This window comes from Methylibium petroleiphilum PM1, assembly GCF_000015725.1.
GTDB lineage: Bacteria > Pseudomonadota > Gammaproteobacteria > Burkholderiales > Burkholderiaceae_C > Methylibium > Methylibium petroleiphilum.
In genome coordinates, this window is the sequence record NC_008825.1 from 817483 (window position 1) to 832235 (window position 14753).

Annotated in this window: 16 protein-coding genes and 1 pseudogene; 4 read left to right on the top strand and 13 right to left on the bottom strand. The window is 71.1% G+C overall.

Annotated elements, in window-relative coordinates; all coding sequences use genetic code 11:
• The first annotated feature begins 177 nt into the window (after window positions 1-177).
• Both MPE_RS03905 and panB read left to right on the top strand, forming a co-directional pair.
• Window positions 178-1560, top strand: a complete 1383-nt coding sequence (locus MPE_RS03905) for an 8-oxoguanine deaminase (RefSeq protein ID WP_011828382.1) — start codon at window positions 178-180, stop codon at window positions 1558-1560.
• 104 nt (window positions 1561-1664) lie between these two features.
• Window positions 1665-2549 (top strand): 3-methyl-2-oxobutanoate hydroxymethyltransferase, encoded by an 885-nt coding sequence (gene panB / locus MPE_RS03910; protein WP_011828383.1) that lies wholly within the window; start codon window positions 1665-1667, stop codon window positions 2547-2549.
• Between the two features lie 85 nt (window positions 2550-2634).
• Here the strand turns inward: panB and MPE_RS03915 are convergent, their stop codons facing one another.
• The 5 genes from MPE_RS03915 to MPE_RS24530 form a co-directional block, all read right to left on the bottom strand.
• The gene (locus MPE_RS03915) at window positions 2635-3378 is read right to left on the bottom strand and encodes a nucleotidyl transferase AbiEii/AbiGii toxin family protein (RefSeq protein WP_237706365.1); all 744 of its coding nucleotides are present in this window, start codon (window positions 3376-3378) and stop codon (window positions 2635-2637) included.
• The gene (locus tag MPE_RS22660) at window positions 3323-3802 is read right to left on the bottom strand and encodes a helix-turn-helix domain-containing protein (protein WP_049820755.1); all 480 of its coding nucleotides are present in this window, start codon (window positions 3800-3802) and stop codon (window positions 3323-3325) included. Before MPE_RS22660 ends, MPE_RS03915 begins: the two co-directional genes overlap by 56 nt.
• A gap of 270 nt (window positions 3803-4072) precedes the next feature.
• Window positions 4073-4834, bottom strand: coding sequence for a GntR family transcriptional regulator (locus tag MPE_RS03925; protein ID WP_011828386.1), 762 nt, complete (start codon window positions 4832-4834; stop codon window positions 4073-4075).
• Between the two features lie 160 nt (window positions 4835-4994).
• Window positions 4995-5810 carry a sterol desaturase family protein gene (locus MPE_RS03930; RefSeq protein WP_011828387.1) on the bottom strand — a complete coding sequence of 272 codons (816 nt, stop codon included), beginning with the start codon at window positions 5808-5810 and terminating at the stop codon, window positions 4995-4997.
• A 143-nt stretch (window positions 5811-5953) separates the two neighbouring features.
• Window positions 5954-6430 carry an ACP S-malonyltransferase gene (locus MPE_RS24530; RefSeq protein WP_049820756.1) on the bottom strand — a complete coding sequence of 159 codons (477 nt, stop codon included), beginning with the start codon at window positions 6428-6430 and terminating at the stop codon, window positions 5954-5956.
• Here MPE_RS24530 and MPE_RS24535 point away from each other — a divergent pair.
• Window positions 6404-6619 (top strand): hypothetical protein, encoded by a 216-nt coding sequence (locus MPE_RS24535; RefSeq protein WP_237706428.1) that lies wholly within the window; start codon window positions 6404-6406, stop codon window positions 6617-6619. The two genes, MPE_RS24530 and MPE_RS24535, sit on opposite strands and share 27 nt — an antisense overlap.
• Here MPE_RS24535 and MPE_RS24540 read toward each other — a convergent pair.
• From MPE_RS24540 to MPE_RS03970, 8 genes and pseudogenes are all read right to left on the bottom strand, one after another.
• Window positions 6544-6828, bottom strand: a pseudogene (locus tag MPE_RS24540) (ACP S-malonyltransferase); the annotation flags it as partial. The gene MPE_RS24535 and the pseudogene MPE_RS24540 overlap by 76 nt on opposite strands.
• A 65-nt stretch (window positions 6829-6893) precedes the next feature.
• The gene (mdcB, locus tag MPE_RS03940; RefSeq protein ID WP_011828389.1) at window positions 6894-7754 is read right to left on the bottom strand and encodes a triphosphoribosyl-dephospho-CoA synthase MdcB; all 861 of its coding nucleotides are present in this window, start codon (window positions 7752-7754) and stop codon (window positions 6894-6896) included.
• Complete coding sequence (mdcG, locus tag MPE_RS03945) at window positions 7748-8437, bottom strand: malonate decarboxylase holo-[acyl-carrier-protein] synthase (protein ID WP_011828390.1); 690 nt, start codon at window positions 8435-8437, stop codon at window positions 7748-7750. The genes mdcB and mdcG overlap by 7 nt, the downstream gene beginning before the upstream one ends.
• A 12-nt stretch (window positions 8438-8449) precedes the next feature.
• Window positions 8450-9169: a biotin-independent malonate decarboxylase subunit gamma gene (locus MPE_RS03950; protein WP_011828391.1), complete on the bottom strand. Its 720-nt coding sequence runs from the start codon at window positions 9167-9169 to the stop codon at window positions 8450-8452.
• Entirely contained in the window at window positions 9162-10097 is a 936-nt protein-coding gene (locus tag MPE_RS03955; protein ID WP_011828392.1) for a biotin-independent malonate decarboxylase subunit beta, read from the bottom strand. Before MPE_RS03955 ends, MPE_RS03950 begins: the two co-directional genes overlap by 8 nt.
• The gene (gene mdcC / locus MPE_RS03960) at window positions 10094-10402 is read right to left on the bottom strand and encodes a malonate decarboxylase acyl carrier protein (RefSeq protein WP_011828393.1); all 309 of its coding nucleotides are present in this window, start codon (window positions 10400-10402) and stop codon (window positions 10094-10096) included. The genes MPE_RS03955 and mdcC overlap by 4 nt, the downstream gene beginning before the upstream one ends.
• A 16-nt stretch (window positions 10403-10418) precedes the next feature.
• Window positions 10419-12065, bottom strand: a complete 1647-nt coding sequence (gene mdcA / locus MPE_RS03965; RefSeq protein WP_011828394.1) for a malonate decarboxylase subunit alpha — start codon at window positions 12063-12065, stop codon at window positions 10419-10421.
• 55 nt (window positions 12066-12120) lie between these two features.
• On the bottom strand, window positions 12121-13107 hold the full coding sequence (locus MPE_RS03970) for a Bug family tripartite tricarboxylate transporter substrate binding protein (protein ID WP_036233455.1): 987 nt from the start codon (window positions 13105-13107) through the stop codon (window positions 12121-12123).
• Window positions 13108-13328: 221 nt separating this feature from the next.
• Here MPE_RS03970 and MPE_RS03975 point away from each other — a divergent pair, with 221 nt between their 5' ends.
• Complete coding sequence (locus tag MPE_RS03975; RefSeq protein ID WP_011828396.1) at window positions 13329-14642, top strand: C4-dicarboxylate transporter DctA; 1314 nt, start codon at window positions 13329-13331, stop codon at window positions 14640-14642.
• Window positions 14643-14753 lie beyond the last annotated feature (111 nt).

Here is a 14753-nt window from a genome sequence, read left to right on the forward strand (position 1 = left end):
TGCGCGCGCCCACCCCGACGCTGCGCGCCTCGTCGCCCCCGACCTCACCCCCGGCACACACCGCCTGCCGCACCCGTCAAGCTCGTGGTGCTCCGCCAGCCCCAACTGTCTCTGCCTCGTCGGCCGCTCGCCGCCCCGCATGAACCTCTCGCGCACGCGACCTACGAAAGCAAGCCCATGCCCACGCTGCTGATCCACAACGCCCGCCTCGTCGTCACGATGGACGAGCAGCGCCGCGAGATCGCCGACGGCAGCGTGTTCATCCGCGACCACGTGATCGAGGCGGTCGGTCCGGCGGCCGAACTGCCAGGCACCGCCGACGAGGTGATCGATGCCCGTGACCACGTCGTCCTGCCCGGGCTGATCAACACCCACCACCACATGACCCAGTCCTTGACGCGCGTGATCGCGCAGGACTGCGAGCTGTTCGACTGGCTGGGGACGCTCTACCCGATCTGGGCCGGGCTCACGCCCGAGATGGTGCGGGTGTCGACGCAGACCGCGATGGCCGAGCTGCTGCTGGCGGGCTGCACGACCAGCAGCGACCATCTCTATCTCTACCCCAACGGGGTGATGCTCGACGACAGCATCGAGGCGGCCACGGAGATCGGCATGCGCTTCCACGCGGCGCGCGGCTCGATGAGCGTGGGCCAGAGCCAGGGCGGCCTGCCACCCGACCGCGTGGTGGAGGCCGAGCCGGCGATCCTGAAGGAGACGCAGCGGCTGATCGAGCGCTGGCACGACCCGGCGCGCTTCGCGATGCGGCGCATCGTCGTCGCGCCGTGCTCGCCGTTCTCGGTGAGCCGCACGCTGATGCGCGAGTCGGCGGCGCTGGCACGCAGCTTCGGCGCGGACCACCGCGTCTCGCTGCACACCCACCTGGCCGAGAACGACAAGGACATCGACTACTCGCGCGAGAAGTTCGGCATGACGCCGGCCGAGTACGCCGAGGACCTGGGCTGGGTCGGCCGCGACGTGTGGCATGCGCACTGCGTCAAACTCGACGCGCCCGGCATCGGCCTGTTCGCGCGCACCGGCACCGGCGTGGCGCATTGCCCCTGCTCGAACATGCGGCTGGCCTCCGGCATCGCACCGGTGCGCGCGATGCGCGACGCCGGCGTGCCGGTGGGCCTGGGCGTGGATGGCTCGGCCTCGAACGACGGCGGCCACCTGCTGGCCGAGGCGCGCATGGCGATGCTGCTGCAGCGCGTGGCGCACGGCCCCGAGCGCGGGCCATCGGCGATGGGCGCGCGCGAGGCTCTCGAGCTGGCCACGCGCGGCGGCGCCGCGGTGCTGAACCGCGACGACATCGGCGTGCTCGCACCCGGCATGGCGGCCGACCTGGCGATCTTCGGGCTCGACGACGTGGGCCTGGCCGGCGCGCTGCACGACCCGCTGGCCGCGTTGCTGTTCTGCCAGCCGCCGCGCGCTCGCCACACCCTCGTGCACGGCCGCGTGGTGGTGCGCGACTGCGAGCTGACCACGCTGGAACTGCCGGCCCTGGTGCGGCGGCACAACCGGCTGGCGCGGCAACTCGTCGATGGAGCCGGCCGCGCCTGAGCGGCTCGGCCGCCGACCGCCGCGCAGCGCGGCGTTTCCCCGCATTGGCGCCCTGTCGAACATTGATATGCTAGTGACATATCAAACGCTCGAAGGAGACCGCCATGTCCGATGCCGCCGCTGCCCCGCCCGAGCGCAAGAAGCGCACCATCACCGAGATCCGCGACTCGAAGAAGAGCGGCGAGAAGATGGTCTACACCTCGGTGCCGGACTACACCTCGGCCAAGTGGGCCGAGCTGGCCGGCGTCGACGTGGCCGTGGTCGGCGACAGCCTGGCGATGGTCGCGCACGGGCACAGCAGCACCGTGCCGGCGACGATGGACATGATGGTGATGCACGCGCAGGCGGTGCGGCGCGGCGCGCCGCGCACCTTCACGCTCGGCTGCATGCCCTACCAGAGCTACAACACGGTGGACCGCGCGCTGCTCAACGCCACCCGCTTCATGCAGGACGGCGGCTGCGACGCGGTCAAGCCGCAGGGCGGCAGATCGCAGGCGCACATCCTGAAGGCATTGGTCGACTCGGGCATCCCGACCGCCTCGCACATCGGGCTCACACCGCACACCATCGCGATGTTCGGCGGCTTCAAGATCCAGGGCCGCACCGCCGAGGCGGCGATGAAGATCCTGGAGGACGCGTTCGCGATCCAGGACGCCGGCTGCTTCATGCTGGAGTTCGAGGCGGTGCCGGCGAAGATCGCGACGCTGATCTCGAAGCAGCTCGAGATCCCCACCATCGGCATCGGTGCCGGGGCCGGCTGCGATGGCCAGATCCTGCTGTCCTACGACCTGCTGGGCGTGTTCACCGACTTCAAGCCCAAGTTCACGAAGCGCTATGCCAACCTGACCGAGGTGGCGGTGCAGGGCCTGAAGGCTTACGTCGACGAGGTGAAGACCGGCCGCTTCCCCGACGACGACCACAGCTATGGCGTCGACGACCGCGAGTACGAGCAGTTCATGAACCTGGTGGAGAAGCGGCGGCACGTGTGACGCTAGGGCCTGTTCACGCTATCGGAGGGCTCGCGCCGGCGCCATCCTCGAGCGCCTTCTTCTTCGCGCCGTCGAAGTCGGTGCTTCAGCGCACCAGCGCCTTGATGCGAGCCCATAGCGCCGCCTTCGACACGGTGGTCATCGCCATCGATTTCATGCACGCGTCCAGATGGTGGGGTCGTGCTCGCAGGTCCTCCACGGCGCGCGCCAAGTCGGCTGCCACACTGTCGCCGTAGGCACCTTGGGCCTTGGCCATGGCCCGTTTCATCAGCGCCTTGGGCGGCGCCATCATCGCCAGGTCGATCAGATCCCGGCTCATCACGGCATCGTCGCGCCAGCGGTCGGAGTTGGCCAGCAGCTTGCTCGTCACCATGTCCAGCGGCGTCAGCGTCGCCACGCCGCACTGCCGATCGTCCGCACCGGGAGCTTCCAGCTCGATCCGGCTTTCGAGCACGATCTCGAACTTGATGTCGGCGCCGTCGACTTGCAGCATGGTGCGGAGGCCGTATTGGTCTGCGCGCACCTCGCGGGCCTGGTTCAGCGTGTGGCCGGGCCGCGAGAGGGCGCGCATGCCTTCCGGGCCGGTCAGCCGTTGACGCAGTTGGCGATAGCCCTCGACCCTGGAGACCAGGAAGTCGATGTCGACCGACTCACGGTATTCGCCGTACCGCAGCGCCATGGCGGTTCCGCCACCGAAGAGGCAGTCGTTCGCCACCAGGACGTCGGCATCCAGGGCTGCCAGGACGGTCGCGATGCGGCGGTGATGCGGCCGTTCAAACAAGCAGGCGCCCCCCGCCGAGTTGGTCCACCAGGACTTGGAGCAGTGCACGCTCGGCCGGCTCCATACGGGCTCGGTCGATGTGACGCCAGTTGCGCTCGTACAGGTTCAAGGCATCCACCGGGCTGAGTTCTTCGACGTCGTGCAGTTGCCAGGCCAGGCGCTTGAGCTGGGGAAAATCGCCCAGCCGCACACGCTCCGGCAGGCTGGCCCTGTCGGCAGTGGCCGGGCGGGCCTGCGGATCGCGAAGCTCCAGTTGCAACCCGATCGCGTCGATGGCGCTGAGGTAGGCACCCATGGTCACGGAAGGCTCGCCCCGTTCGATGCGGTGCCAGGTCACCCGGGACATGCCCGCGGCTTCCGCGGCCACTGTAGCGCTGACTTTCTGGCGTCCACGGTGGGCGCGAATGCGCTCCCCCAGGGCCTGTAGCCGGGTGGCGAGAAGTTCGCCGACAGGAGGTGCTTTGGCTGGCATTATGAATCTCATTCTATACATTTTTCCATTTTTGTACAGAATGAGAATCTATTTTCGGGCGCTCAGTCCCGCTGCCGCGTTAGAGCGCGAGGCGACAGGGTCATGCTTGTGGCGCCACCGCCGTCAACAGCGGGGGCGGCACATCGCAGGCCGGACCTGCGCAATTCCATCGACCGATCGCGAGGTGCGACGAGGTGATCCCCGAGCACGCGCCGTGGATCAACCCTGTTGCGGATTCGTCTCCACCGAGCCCACCGGCCAGAAGCGCGATCAGACCTCGACCGACACCGTTGCCTTGGTGAACTCTTCCAGGTTGTCGAGCAGCGCGTCGAGGGCGTGGGCCGCGGCAGCCTCGTCCCGCGCCACGATCGCGCGCGCCAGCCGGCCGTGCAGCGCCGCCATGGCCGGCAGGTCGGCCGCCTGGCGGTAGTGCAGGAACCAGAAGCGCCGCGACAGGCCGTGCATCAGGCCCATCGCGCCGGCCGCGAACTCGTTGCGTGCGGCCTTCAGGCTCAGATCGTTGAAGGCCTTGTCCGCGCGCATGAAGGCGGTGGCATCGCCGCTGATCGCGGCCGCCTCGAAGGCCTTGGCGAGCTCGGTGAACTCGGCGAGCTCGTCGTCGCCGGCGCGGCGCGCGGCGCAGCGCACGATCAGCCGTTCCACCTCGCGGCGCGTCTCCAGCAGGCGCAACTGCTTGCGCACGTCGATCTCGGACACCAGGTTGCCGCGCTGCGGGAGGATCGACACCAGGTGTTCGCGAGCGAGCCGCTGCAGCGCCTCGCGCACCGGCGTGCGGCCGATGCCGAGACGCTGCGACAGCTCGGCCTCCGACATCGCGGTGCCGGGGCGCAGCTCCAGCGTGACGATCAGTTCCTCGATCTTCCGGTAGGCCTGACCGGTCAGCGTCTCGGGCCGGGTCGACGGCGCGGCGGCCAGCGGATCGGAGGAGCGCCGCGCGGCGGGCCTTGCGGTCGGGCGGCGGGGCGGGGCGGGGCGGGGGGTGGGCTTCGTCGGGGCGGGGCGTGCTGGCATCTTGCTGCTCTTCTATGGATCGGCCGCTGTGACCGCGCCCCCGCGGTCGACAGTCGATCTCCGGGGCGCGGCACCCGCATCGATCGGGTCGGCGGCACAGGGGCCGCAGGCGGTGCGATCGACGCGCCGCCGCAGTGTAGAGCCAGCCGTCGGCCCGGCCCTACAGGGCCATCGCGCGCCGCTCGTCGTTCTCGAGGATCGGCCCGTCGAGCGTGACGCGCGTGTTCTGCACGTCGGAGGTGCGGAAGCGCGCGATGATGGGCCGCAGCTCCTCCTTCACGTGCTTGTCGCTGTAGCCGTTGAACAGGTGGCCGAACAGGCCGCGCCGCAGGTCGCTGGTGCCCATCAGGTAGTCGGCGATCGGGTACGACAGGTTCATGTTGTACTTCATCATGATCCCCTGGTTGTGGTGCGCGGTGTGGTGGCGCCGGATCGTGTTGATGAAGGGCATGTTGCGCACGAACCAGTTGTCGTGCACGTGGCAGCAGTAGTGGAAGATCTCGTAGTTGAGGTACATCGCCACCATCGTGATGAAGACGATGTAGCCCGCATTGGCGTTCCACACCAGGCTGGTCAGGAAGCCCAGCGTCGTGCCACCGATGCCCAGCACCGTGAGCACGCGCCACGGGAAGAACACGATGCGGAACTCGCGCACCGTGTCGATGGTGGGCTCGTTGTCGGTGAAGTACTGGTGGTGCTCGCGGGTGTGGCGCTCGTAGATCGCGCGCAGCGCGAACACGTCGATGCGCCGGTGCATCACGTAGGTGTGCATGGCCCACTCGACGAAGTTGCCGAACAGGAACACCGGCGCGACCATCAGCCATTCCCAGGTAGGGTTCTGCAGCTGCGTGGCGCAGTACCAGATGCCGCCGATGCCGGCGGCGAACATCACCGCGACGTGCAGCAGGCCGTTGTAGAGCGGGCTGATGTTGGACTTGTACTGTTCACGGAACTTGCGTTGACGTTCGGTCATCATGGCGGGTCTCCGATTGTCGGTATGGTACTAATATATTAGTTGCCGACAAAGAGTCCGTCAAGCCCTCCGGACTCGGGGTTTCACCGGGGCTGGCGGACGCGGTCGGAGGGGCGGTGTGGCGAAGGCGGCGGGTCGCCGCCGCCTCAGGCGTCGAGCCGGACCCGCAGCCAGTCGGCCACGCCGCGCCAGGAGCGGAAATCGGCGACCGAGCGGACATCGATGTCGGGCTGGGCCTCGGCCAGCAGCTTGGCCAGCGAGCGTCCGGGGCCGAGTTCCAGCACCACTCGCACGCCGCTCTCGGACAGCTCGCGCATGCAGTCGGCCCAGCGCACTGGCTCGGCGATCGCGCGGGCCAGCGCGGCCAGACCGCCTGCCGCGTCGAAGCAGCGTCGCCCGTCGATGCCGCGCAGCACCGGGGCAGCCGGCGCCCGCGCCGGCGCGTCGGCCACCACGGCCGCGAAGCGCTGGGCCGCCGCCGCCAGCAGCGGCGTGTGCGAGGGCACCTGCACTTCGAGCCGGCGCAGCCAGGCGCCGCGCGGCGCCAGCTCGGCCTCGGCCCTGTCGAGCGCAGCGGTCGGCCCGGCCAGCACCGCATGGTCGTCACCGTTGACGATGGCCACGTGCAGGCCGGCGGCGCCGGCCTGTTCGGTGATCCGACCGCAGCGGCAGGCCGCGCACCGCGAGCATGCCGCTGCCGGGCGGGCCTGGCGGCGTCCATCAGCGCGGCGCGGGTGGCGGCGAGGCGCGCCGAGCCCGCCACGTCCCAGGCGCCGGCGCAACTCCAGGCCGACACCTCGCCCACGCTGTAGCCGGCGAATGCCGCGGGCGCCGCCGGCAGCTCGGGCGCCAGGATCTCCCAGCTGGCGCGGGCCAGCGCCACCAGCGCCGGTTGCGCCCAGGCGTTCGCGTGCAGGCCGGTGCCGGCCTGCGCCTCGGCCACCAGGTCGCGGCCGAGCGCCGCGCCGAAGTCCTGCAGCACCGCGAGGCCGCGCGGGTGCGCGGCCACCAAGTCGAACATGTCGGGCGACTGCGTGCCCTGGCCGGGGCAGACGATGGCGTAGTCGCGCACCCGGAGGGCCTTCCTCAGCGCGCCGGTTCGAGGGCGGCGACGAACAGGCAGGCCGCCAGCAGGTCGGCGCTGCCGCCCGGGCTCAACCAGCGCTCCACCAGCTGCCGGTGCACGCGCACCGCGTGCGACTGCCAGCCGCTGCGGTGGACGCCGCCGGCGTCGAGGAACTGGCGCGCGGCGCTCTGCGCGAACGCGAGGCCGGCGGCGCCGCCGCGGTGCAGCAGGTTGGTGTCGGCCAGCTCGGCCATCAGCGTGAAGAAGGCCTGCACGCGCGCCGCGTTGGCGGCGCCGCTGCGCGCCAGCGCGTCGCGGTAGGCCGGCAGCGCGAGGCGGTAGACGGAAGGGAAGCCGGCGGCCGCCTCGGCCTGCGCGCCGCCGGCGCCGTGCGCGGCAGTGACGCGGCTGCCATGGCTGCCGCCGTCACGCCGGTGCGCGGCGATATCGGCGCCCCACAGCTGTCGCACGCGCTCGCCGAGCGGCGCGCGGTCCCGCGGCGTGCGCGCCCCGGCCGCTGCCGCCAGTAGGCCGAGGTTGAAGATCGCGCCGCGGTGGGTGTTGACGCCGCCGGTCGCGCGCAGCATGCGTGCCTCGGCGGCACGCCCCAGCCGGTTCAGCGTGGCGAAGCTCGCGCCCTGGGCGCCGGCCGCGGCGGCCTGCTCGAAGTAGCGGCGCAGCGCCAGGCTGCTGCGCACGAAGCTCGCGGCGTCCATGTCGCGGTGGCTGCCGCTGTCGCACAGGCTCACGAGGCCCGGCTTGGGGTAGGTGATCAGCTCGCCCAGCAGCGCCCGCACCGCGGCGTTGCGCACGGTGCGCGGCGCGTGGCCGCACTCCGGGTCGGCATGCAGGAGCGAGGGAGGCGTCGTCAGGCTCAGCATGGTGTCGACACGGTACCCCAGGCCGCCCACACCGCGGCCAGTTCGCGCAGCGCCGGACCGTGGTCGGCCTTCAGCAGCAGCTGCGCCGGCGCGGCTGCCAGCTCGCGCCAGGCCACGCTCGCGCCGTCGGGCAGCTGGAGTTCGCCGTCGAGCCGGGCCGCGCTGCCGGCCTGCACCTCGGCCAGCGCCTCGAGCCAGGCGCGCGCGACCGCTGCGCTGGGCGGACAGGCCAGCAGGTCGAGGTCGGAATGCTCGGTCAGGTAGACAAGCCCGCTGGCCTGCTGCCAGAACGCCGAGCCGAACACGTGCACCGGCAGACCGAGCGCGAACGCGCGCGATTCGAGCTGCGCCGCCGGCTCGCGCAGGCGCGCCGGCAGGTGGGCCAGCGCGTCGCCCAGCGCCGGTGGCGCCGAGACCAGCCTCACGGCCGCTGGCGCCACGCTGAACGACAGGCGTCGCTTGCGCGGCTGCGGCGGCAGCGCCAGCCCGAGCGGCAGGCGGCCCGCGCCGTCGCCCGGCTGCGCGGCGCGGCCGATGAAGGGCCGGCCGGCCTGCGCCCAGTCGACCACCGCCTGGGCGTCGGTCGGGTCGCCCAGGCCGGCCAGGTCGGCCGGGCCGAGATCCGGCGCGAGCCACACGCGGCGGTGGCGCCACGGCCTGGCGTTCTGCGGGGCGAACTCCATCGCGCACCCGCCTCAGGCGGCCTGCAACACCGCCTGCACCACGTCGTGGGCCAGCGTGCGGCCGCCGCGCTCGCGGCCGAGCGCGGCGCGCGGGTCCGGGCCGGCCGGCCCGCGCAGCGCCTGCACCAGGCCTTCGGCGAGCGCGTCCCGTGGCCACACCGCCTCGACGGCCCCCAGCCGCGCGTAGTTGTCGACGCCGGGCCCGAAGATCGCCGAGCTGCGGCAGAGCTCCTGCAGCGCCTCGATCGGGATCTGCGTGATGCGCGCCATGGCCGGCAGTGCCATCACGCGGATCTGCGCGTCGGCCAGCGCATAGGTGCGGTCGGCGATCATGCCGAGCGCGAGGAAGCCGCCGCTGACCGCCTCGCCGTACACCAGGCTCAGCAGCCGGTGGCCGCGGCTGCGCGCGACCTCGAAGCACTTGGCCAGGTGCGCCAGATAGCCGCCGTTGCCGAGCAGCTCGTCGCGCCGCGACAGCTGCTGGCCCTGGGTGTCGACCAGCATCAGGATCGGCCGGCCGGGATGCTCGCGCACCACCTGCAGCACCCGGGCGGCCAGCGCATGCGCGAGGTCGACGCCGATCGCCGCGTGCTCGCGGGTGCCCACCACCGCCACCGGCCCGTCGGCCGTGCGCCCGCTGCCCCACAGCAGCAGGCCTTCGGCGCGCACGTCGTGGCCGCCGGGAAACAAGCCGTCGCACAGGGCCAGTGCGGGGCTGCGGGCCTCAGACATCGCCGCGCTCCTTCACGCGGTCGGCGAGGGCGGTGAAGGCCTCGGTGTCGAGCAGCGGCAGCTGCCGCGGCTCGGCCACACCCAGGCCCGACCAGATGTCGACGGCATCGGGCGCCGCGCCGAAGCGCTCGAGCCGGCGGCCGAGCGCCGCGTGCTCGCGCTCCACCGCCTCCAGCGTCAGCGGCACCGGCCGGTCGAAGAAGGCCGCGACCGCCTGCCGCAGGTCGTCCATCGTGTCGCGCGCGAAGCCGTCGGCCTCGCCGATCAGGTAGCGGTGCTTGCCGCCCATCGTGCGCCACACCAGCGCGCGGTCCTTGGCGTCGAACTCCTCCACGCCCTTCTGCGACTCGATCACCTCCGGCCCCGACACCGAGAGCCGGCCTTCCTCGGTCATCACGATGTGGTCGCAGCAGCGCGCCACGATGCCCAGCCCGCCGTAGCAGCCGTTGGCCCCGCCCGAGACCACGATCACCGGCACGCCGGCGGCGCGCGCGGAGAACACCGCGCGCTGGATCTCCGAGATCGCGATCAGCCCCGCGTTGGCCTCGTGCAGGCGCACGCCGCCGGTGTCGAGCAGCAGCACCACGGCGGCCGGCCGGTCGCGCGCGGCGCGTTCCAGCAGGCCGGTGAGCTTGGCGCCGTGCACTTCGCCGACCGAGCCGCCCATGAAGCCGGGCTCCTCGGCCGCGAACAGCACCGGCCGGCCGGCCAGCGTGGCGCGGCCGATCATCACGCCGTCGTCCAGCGCACGCGGCTGGCCGAGCTGCTCGAGGTGCGGGCTGACGATGCGCTGCGACGGCGGCAGCCATTCGTGCACCGAGCCGGCGTCGAACAGGCCGCGCACGCGCTGGCGCGCGTTGGCTTCGTAGAAGCTGCGCGCGGCCTGCGGCGACAGCACGGCGGCGGCGTCGGGGCGTTCGCTGCTCATCCGCGCAGCTCCTCCATCGCCTGCGCCAGGCGCAGCGCCACCACCGAGGGGGTGGCGCCGGCGTCGTTCACGGTGACCAGCAGGTTGCCGACGCGGTGTCGCGCGGCGAAGTTCGCCGCCACCGCCTGCCAGGTGTCGGTGTAGCCCTCGATTGAGGTGTCGATGACGAAGCGCAGGCGGCCGTCGAGCGCCTTCGGCTCGAGCAGCGCCTCCATGTTGCCGGAGCTCACCACGCCGGCCAGCGCGGGCGCCTGCCCGGCCGGCAGCGGCTCGAAGGGGCCGAACTCGTATTCAAGGTGTTCCATCGCGCACGACGCTCGTTCACCAGTTGCGGAAACGGTTGGGCGGGTCGTAGAGCCCGCCGGACCAGCGCACCAGGTCCTTGATCGACTTCGCGGCCAGCAGGTCACGCGTGGCGAGGCGCGGGTCGATGTCCAGGTCCTCGGGCCGCTGGATGATGCCCTGGCGGCGCAGCGCCTCGACCGCGAGCGGGTCGCGCGCCAGCCCCACCGGCGTGTAGCCGGCCACGCCGCGGATCGCCTGCTCGCGTTCGGCCAGCGTGTTGCAGCGGTGCAGGTGGGCGATGCCTTCCTCGGTGACGATGTGGGTCACGTCGTCGCCGTAGATCATCACCGGCGGCAGGTCCAGGTCGAAATCCTCCTGCAGCTGCCAGGCGTCGAGCCGCTCGACGAAGGTCGGCTGCATCTTCTCGCGGAAGGTCTCGACCAGCTGCACCACCAGCTTGCGGCCGCGCGGCATGGCCGACATGCGCGAGGCGGCGCTCTCCTCGCCGGCCTTCAGCCAGCCGGGGCTGGCGTGGCGCCGGCCGCGCGACTCCGAGCCGAAGTTGGGCGCGCCGCCGAAGCCGGCGATGCGGTTGAGCGTGGCGGTGGAGGAGTTGCCCTCCAGGTCGATCTGCAGCGTGGAGCCGATGAACAGGTCGACGTAGTGGCCAGCGAGCTGGCAGAACACGCGGTTCGAGCGCATCGTGCCGTCGGGACCGTTGAAGAACACGTCGGAGCGCTCCTCGATGTAGCGCTCCATGCCGAGCTCGGAGCCGGCGCAGTGGATGCCCTTGACGAAGCCGGCCTCGATCGCCGGGATCAGCGTCGGGCAGGGGTTGACCGTCATGTAGCTGCAGATCTTGTCCTTCAGCCCCAGCGAGGCGGCGTAGGTCGGGAGGATCAGCTCGATCGCCGCGGTGTCGAAGCCGATGCCGTGGTTCAGGCGGTTGATCTCGTAGGGCGCGTACAGGCCCTTGATCACCATCATGGCCATCAGCACCTGGATCTCGCTGATCTGCGCCGGGTCGCGCGTGAAGATCGGCTCGATGTAGTGCGGCTTCGGCGAAGGCACCACGAAGCTCACCCAGCCGGCCGGCACATCGACGCGCGGCACGCGCTCGACGATCTCGTTCACCTGGGCGATCACGATGCCGTTCTTGAAGGCCGTGCCTTCCACCACCGCCGGTGTGTCCTCGGTGTTGGGGCCGGTGTAGAGGTTGCCCTCGGCGTCGGCGCTCTGCGCGGCCACGAAGGCCACCTGCGGCGTCAGGTCGACGAAGTAGCGGCTGTAGAGCTCGAGGTAGGTGTGGATCGCGCCGACCTCGATGCGGCCCTCGTTGATGAGCCGCGCCATGCGCACGCCTTGCTCGCCCGAGTAGCAGAAGTCCAGTTTCGCGGCGATGCCGCGCTCGAACACGTCGAGGTGCTGCGGCAGCGCGAGGTTGGACTGCACGATGTGCAGCCCGTTGACGCGCGCCGGGTCCACCTGGGCGAGGCAGGCCGACAGGAAGTCGGCGTGCTTCTGGTTGTTGCCCTCGACGCAGAGGCGGTCGCCCGGCGTCAGCACCGCTTCCAGCAGGTCGATCGCCCGCTCGGCCGGGACGAGCTTGTCCAGCCCCTGCGCCCGGGCCGCCGCCAGGCGCTGCCGCTTCTGCTCGGCGCCGCGGTTCCAGCTCTTCGTCATTCAGCGTCGTCCTTCGCGCGATCCATCTCTCTCCACGGCGCCAGCGTAGCCGGCTTCAGCTGTCGACGGTGATGTGCGCGTCCTTGATCACGCGGCCCCACTTCTCCATTTCCGACTTCACCAGCGCGGCCACCTCCTGCGGCGTGCGCGGGCCGATGTCGTCGTTGCCCAGCTTCTCCAGCTCGCGGATCAGCTCGGGATCGACCAGCGAGGCCTGCAGTTCCTTCTGCAGCCGCGCGGAGATCGGCGCCGGCAGGTTGGCCGGGCCGACGATCGAGAACCACAGCACCGCCTCGTAGCCGGCGAGGCCCTGCTCGGCCACGGTGGGCACGTCGGGCAGCGCCTTCGAGCGCTTCGACGAGGTGACGCCCAGCGCCTTGACCTTGCCGGCCGAGATCATCTGCAGCGACGGGCCGATGGTGGCGAACATCACCGGGATCTGGCCGCCGACCAGGTCGGTCAGCGCCGGGCCGGCGCCGCGGTAGGGCACGTGCGCCATCTTCACGCCGGCCTGCGACTTGAACAGCTCGCCGGCCAGGTGGTGCACCGAACCGACGCCCGAGCTGGCGTAGTTGTACTTCTCCGGATCGGCCTTCGCCAGCGCGATCAGTTCCTTGATGTTGTTGGCCGGCACGCTGGGGTGCACCAGCACCGCGAGGCCGGTCGCGCACACGTAGGACAGCGGCGTGAAGTCCTTCGTCGGGTCGTAGGCCAGCTTGCGCAGGTGAGGCACCACGGCCATCGGGCCGGTGTCGGTCAGGCCGATCGTGTAGCCGTCGGCCACCGACTTGGCCACGAACTCGGCCCCCATCGACGCGCCGGCGCCCGGCTTGTACTCGAATACCATCGGCTGGCCCAGCCGCTGCTCGAGCTGCCGCCCCACCAGGCGGGCGGTGGCATCCGTCGAGCCGCCGGTGCTGTAACCGATGACCAGCTTGATGGGCTTGGACGGCCAGCTCTGGGCCCACGCCGCCATCGGCATCGCCAGGCCGGCCGCGCTGCTGCCCAGGCAGGCCAGCACCTCACGTCGATTGAACTTCATCCGGGTCTCCTCTGAAGGGTTCGAGCGGCAGGACCGGGCGGTCCGGCAGGGCATTTCGCCTCTTGCACATCAATAATATGTTAGTGATGTAGTAGTTGCATGAGGGAAAGCCCGCGAGCGGCGGCGGGCCCGCCGGGGCGGCGCGCCGCGATGCGGGCACCGAGCTTGCATGACCCGCCGGGCGCTTCGCCCCTCCACCGTTCGCTGCCCGGGAGCCTGCCATGCCCAAGTTCTTGCGTTCCCTGTTCGGCCAGGTGGTGCTGGCCCTCGTGCTGGGCGTGCTGCTGGGCCTGCTGTGGCCCGAGACGGCGGTGAAGCTCAAGCCGCTGGGCGATGCCTTCATCAAGCTCATCAAGATGATCATTCCGGTGCTGGTGTTCTGCGTCGTGGTGCATGGCATCGCCGGCGCGGGCGACCTGAAGCGCGTGGGACGGGTTGGCGTGAAGGCGCTGGTGTACTTCGAGGTCGTCACCGCGGTCGCGCTGGCGCTCGGGCTCGCGCTAGGCTACCTGTTTCAGCCGGGGGTCGGCATGAACGTGGATCCCACCACGCTGGACGCCAAGGCCATGAGCGCCTATGCGGACAACGCCAGCAAGCTCACCGGCGGCGGCACCGTCGAGTTCCTGCTGAAGCTGATCCCGACCACCGTGGTCGCCGCCTTCGCGACCGGCGACGTGCTGCAGGTGCTGCTGTTCGCGGTGCTGTTCGGCTGCGCGCTGGCGCTCGTGGGCGAGAAGGGCCGTGCCGTGGCCGGGCTGATCGACGAACTGTCGTTGGTGCTGTTCAAGATCATGGGGCTGATCATCAAGCTGGCGCCGCTGGGGGTGCTGGGCGCGATCGCCTTCACGGTCGGCAAGTACGGTGTCGGCTCGCTGAAGCAACTGGGCCTGCTGGTCCTGCTGTTCTACGGGGCGGTGGTGCTGTTCGTCGCGGTGGTGCTGGGCGGCATCATGCGAGCCTCGGGCTTCAGCCTGTGGAAGCTGCTGCGCTACCTGCGCGAGGAACTCGCGGTGGTGTTCGCCACCACCTCGTCCGACAGCGTGCTGCCGCAGATCATGGCCAAGCTGCGCCACATGGGCATCCGCGATTCGACCGTGGGCCTGGTGATCCCGACCGGCTACTCCTTCAACCTGGACGCGTTCTCGATCTACATCACGCTCGCCGCGGTGTTCATCGCCCAGGCGACCAACACGCCGATCACGATGACCGACCTGCTGACCATCCTGGCGATCTCGCTGGTGACCAGCAAGGGCGCGCATGGCGTGCCCGGTTCGGCCATCGTGGTGCTGGCCGCCACGCTGCAGGCCATCCCGGCGATTCCCGCGATCGGGCTGGTGCTGGTGCTTTCCGTCGACTGGTTCATGGGCATCGCGCGTGCGCTCGGCAACCTGATCGGCAACTGCGTGGCGACGGTGGCGGTGGCCGCCTGGGAGGGCGACATCGACCGCGAGCGGGCGCACAAGGTGCTGGACGGTGAGGCGGTGCCGGCGCACGACGTGGCGGGCGCGCCGGGTGTGGCGGTAACGGCGTCCTGAGTTGATACGGAGCACAGGCGGTCCGGCCTCGGCGTGTGCGCCGCGCCGGTCCGCTGTGTTGCGTTCGTGTCCCCCGGCGTCGGCCTGATCGGCCGCCGCCTCCTCCTCTAC

Coding starts and splice junctions, on each gene's coding strand:
- mdcC (WP_011828393.1), bottom strand. CDS start 10,402: ATGGAACACCTTGAATACGAGTTCGGCCCCTTCGAGCCGCTGCCGGCC.
- MPE_RS03950 (WP_011828391.1), bottom strand. CDS start 9,169: ATGTCTGAGGCCCGCAGCCCCGCACTGGCCCTGTGCGACGGCTTGTTT.
- mdcB (WP_011828389.1), bottom strand. CDS start 7,754: ATGCTGAGCCTGACGACGCCTCCCTCGCTCCTGCATGCCGACCCGGAG.
- panB (WP_011828383.1), top strand. CDS start 1,665: ATGTCCGATGCCGCCGCTGCCCCGCCCGAGCGCAAGAAGCGCACCATC.
- MPE_RS24535 (WP_237706428.1), top strand. CDS start 6,404: ATGGTCGTCACCGTTGACGATGGCCACGTGCAGGCCGGCGGCGCCGGC.
- mdcA (WP_011828394.1), bottom strand. CDS start 12,065: ATGACGAAGAGCTGGAACCGCGGCGCCGAGCAGAAGCGGCAGCGCCTG.
- MPE_RS03905 (WP_011828382.1), top strand. CDS start 178: ATGCCCACGCTGCTGATCCACAACGCCCGCCTCGTCGTCACGATGGAC.
- MPE_RS03930 (WP_011828387.1), bottom strand. CDS start 5,810: ATGATGACCGAACGTCAACGCAAGTTCCGTGAACAGTACAAGTCCAAC.
- MPE_RS03975 (WP_011828396.1), top strand. CDS start 13,329: ATGCCCAAGTTCTTGCGTTCCCTGTTCGGCCAGGTGGTGCTGGCCCTC.
- MPE_RS22660 (WP_049820755.1), bottom strand. CDS start 3,802: ATGCCAGCCAAAGCACCTCCTGTCGGCGAACTTCTCGCCACCCGGCTA.
- MPE_RS03970 (WP_036233455.1), bottom strand. CDS start 13,107: ATGAAGTTCAATCGACGTGAGGTGCTGGCCTGCCTGGGCAGCAGCGCG.
- MPE_RS03955 (WP_011828392.1), bottom strand. CDS start 10,097: ATGAGCAGCGAACGCCCCGACGCCGCCGCCGTGCTGTCGCCGCAGGCC.
- MPE_RS03925 (WP_011828386.1), bottom strand. CDS start 4,834: ATGCCAGCACGCCCCGCCCCGACGAAGCCCACCCCCCGCCCCGCCCCG.
- mdcG (WP_011828390.1), bottom strand. CDS start 8,437: ATGGAGTTCGCCCCGCAGAACGCCAGGCCGTGGCGCCACCGCCGCGTG.